Source organism: Nostoc cf. edaphicum LEGE 07299, from assembly GCF_015207245.1.
Lineage (GTDB): Bacteria > Cyanobacteriota > Cyanobacteriia > Cyanobacteriales > Nostocaceae > Nostoc > Nostoc edaphicum_B.
Map to the genome: position 1 here is coordinate 1 of NZ_JADEXF010000915.1, position 2,783 is coordinate 2,783.

A 2,783-nucleotide genomic window follows, 5' to 3' on the forward strand; every position below is an offset into this window, starting at 1 on the left:
TGATCTGCTGGCGGGATAATTCTCAAATCCTTGGGAATATTAAGTTCATCTAAATCGTTAATGTTTTCACCAAATTTAGCTGCTAATTTATCAACTACTTTGGGGGATAAGTCTTTCAAAGCAAATTCAATCAGAGGTAATTGAGGATGAATCGTAGCATCAAATTTAATTCCCTTTTGTTCTAAAGATTCTTTCCATTTAATAGCACCTGCACCGAAAGGAACACTCAAAACATAAATATCCTGTGGTAATGCAACGCTTGGCAGTTCATAATCGTGTTCAAACGAAAACGTAATTTCCATCTGTTCTGCCAGCTTTAAACAGTCTTTGCGATGCCGATCTAATTCTGGACGAGTGTGTTGTGTATGCCACAGCGCTGCCGCGCCTTCTCTGCGAGACGCTACGCATTGGCGGAGCTTGTCCGCAGGATTTACAAATCGTTCCTCTGGACTGGTGAATAATTCATCAATTTCCGCCCGATAGCTTTCGTAGAGCTTTCCTAGTTCCTCATTAAAGGCTTCCCTGTCATCTCCCACCCGTTCCTTAATTTCGTCTCTAGCTTGCTGAAACCTAGTTTTCAGTTCTTCTGCCCATTCCAAGGCATCTACAGATAGCGTCTCTTTGGGAAACAGGTAGCGAAATTCATGCCTATCTCTGCTGCGAATGCGTGTTGGTTCCCACAAAGGATTGACTACAACTCTTGCAATGACGTTAATTGAGCCGGGAGCATCCGCAGGCATGGCAAAGGAGCGATAAAGGCGTTCATCTTTCTTAAAGTCAAAAAAGTAACTGGGGTGAGACTCTGACCATTTTTTGGCATCGGCGAGCAAATTTTCCCCACCTATTTCCTTGATATCTTCCAATCTTTCTGCACTTTTGGGCGAATCTACCTCAACCTGAAGTGCCTGAAATAGGCGGTTTAGTAGCTTCCTTTGTCGTTTTTCAAATCGCTCTACATTCTCCCCGTCTTGGGGCATCGATGACTGTACACGTCCAATGTTTGTTGCTACTAGCCCTACTTTATTTTGACTGCTGGCAGCAGCAATCTCTGCTAAATTTTTGTATTTTAAGTTGCCTTCTTCATCTGTGATTTCCGTATACGCTAGCTTAGGGCGTTGTTTAACTGGCTCAAATCGCCCCGGTTCACCTGCGCGGAGAGTTTCTTGAGCAATATTAGGCAGTTTACTGGCAGGGCTGACCATTAATTGGTCGCCGTCAAAATCGGCTTGGTGGTATTCCTCGGCATCCTTGGGGTGAATCCAAACGACATTGCGAGTTTTTTTTAATTCTGGATCGTGGATGTTTTGGTAGAGGCGGATGTTGTCTGAGTTGACGATGGGGTAACGGGTGAGAATGACATCTCCTTCCGGTAGATGGGGTACACAGATTGTGCCACGAGTTAGGCGATCGCATGGCATTGCCATACCCGAATTATGGTTGTATCCTCCCTTAATCGCTAGGTCACGCCATTGATTGGCTATGTAATCGGTGGCAAACTTGCGGAATTTGGGGGTTTCAATCAATTGACCATATTTATCGCTGCGTAATAGGGAAATCCAGCGAGATTCCTGTGCTTGATTGTTAGCATTACCCTCAATTTCGTTAAAAGCTTCTTCTGACTGCTCTTGCTGCGATCGCTGTTGTTTGTCATATTGTTGGATGATGTATTTTGCCAACACCAAGGGATTGCGCTGCAACTCGGCAAGTTCTCTAGCTTTTTCTTCGGTGGGTTTACTCAAATCTTGTTTGACTGCTTCTTCTGAGTACCAAATGGTAAATTGCCAACTATTATCGTAGCTGGTAGCTTTGGCGTTACCTCGATTACCGATTACCGCTTGGGGAAACTCATAGTCACCGCAGGGTATTAAGTTTTTGAGTTCCGACTTTTTAATGCCTTTAATTGAGGAACGATCCATAATAATGTCGTAGCCTTTGGCATCAGTCAAATTGGCATCGGGTAGGAAAGTACCTTTGGATAAGAAGCTGGTTTTTGAGCACTGAGAATTATCTGGTTCAGCCCAATTACTCCTCCAAGCAAACCGAAATTGGAATGGACAATTGCCTTCTCCTCCCAATTGTTTGGCAAGTTGGGGCGAAATCTTGCCGTGACAGTCTCCTGTTTTATAATGAGCATACTGTGGATCTTCAAAGTCCACTATTTTGACTCGTAGCCCTGTAAAAGTTTCTGAGCCTTTGTAGCAATTACTAACTAGTAAAGAACCATAGCGACAGGCAGTATCTGGTTCTGTAGCGAATAAGCGTCTAATTTTTTTATGCAGTGAACCATCAGCAAAGTAATAACTATTGCCAGAACTGAAAGCTAGCTTGCGTCGGATTCCATCCTGAAAGGTTCTTTGTCTTAAATGGTTGGCATCTGGATTTTTACTGTCAATTTTAACCAGTAGTAGAGATTGTAAATCTTCTGCTTCAAACATCTGTTCGAGCAGAGAATTTTTAATGATTTCTGGTTCAGATAAATATCTCCCCTTACCATTGTTATACGACCCATCAAAGATAGGTATGCTCAAACCAGAACCTTCTAAGACTCTAGTGGTTAAATCCATTACCAATAATCTAATTAGATAGCTTATCTAGCAAGCATGAGATTCCAATATTCACCTTGGCACGAAATTACACTCGATAAAATCATCCAAGTGGATAATTTACTGATTTCATGGCAGACGGTATTTTATAGGGTGTTAGCTCTGCTAGCAGACTTCCAAGAAAGTTAAATAGCTTAACAGCGCTTCTAATCGCACTAGCATTTGCCCACCGTGTTACTT

1 protein-coding gene is annotated in these 2,783 nt (G+C 42.7%); it reads right to left on the reverse strand.

The features are described from left to right. Positions 1–2,564: RNA dependent RNA polymerase (locus IQ229_RS22530; protein ID WP_194047566.1), on the reverse strand; the 2,564-nt coding region annotated here is incomplete at its 3' end. Positions 2,565–2,783 lie beyond the last annotated feature (219 nt).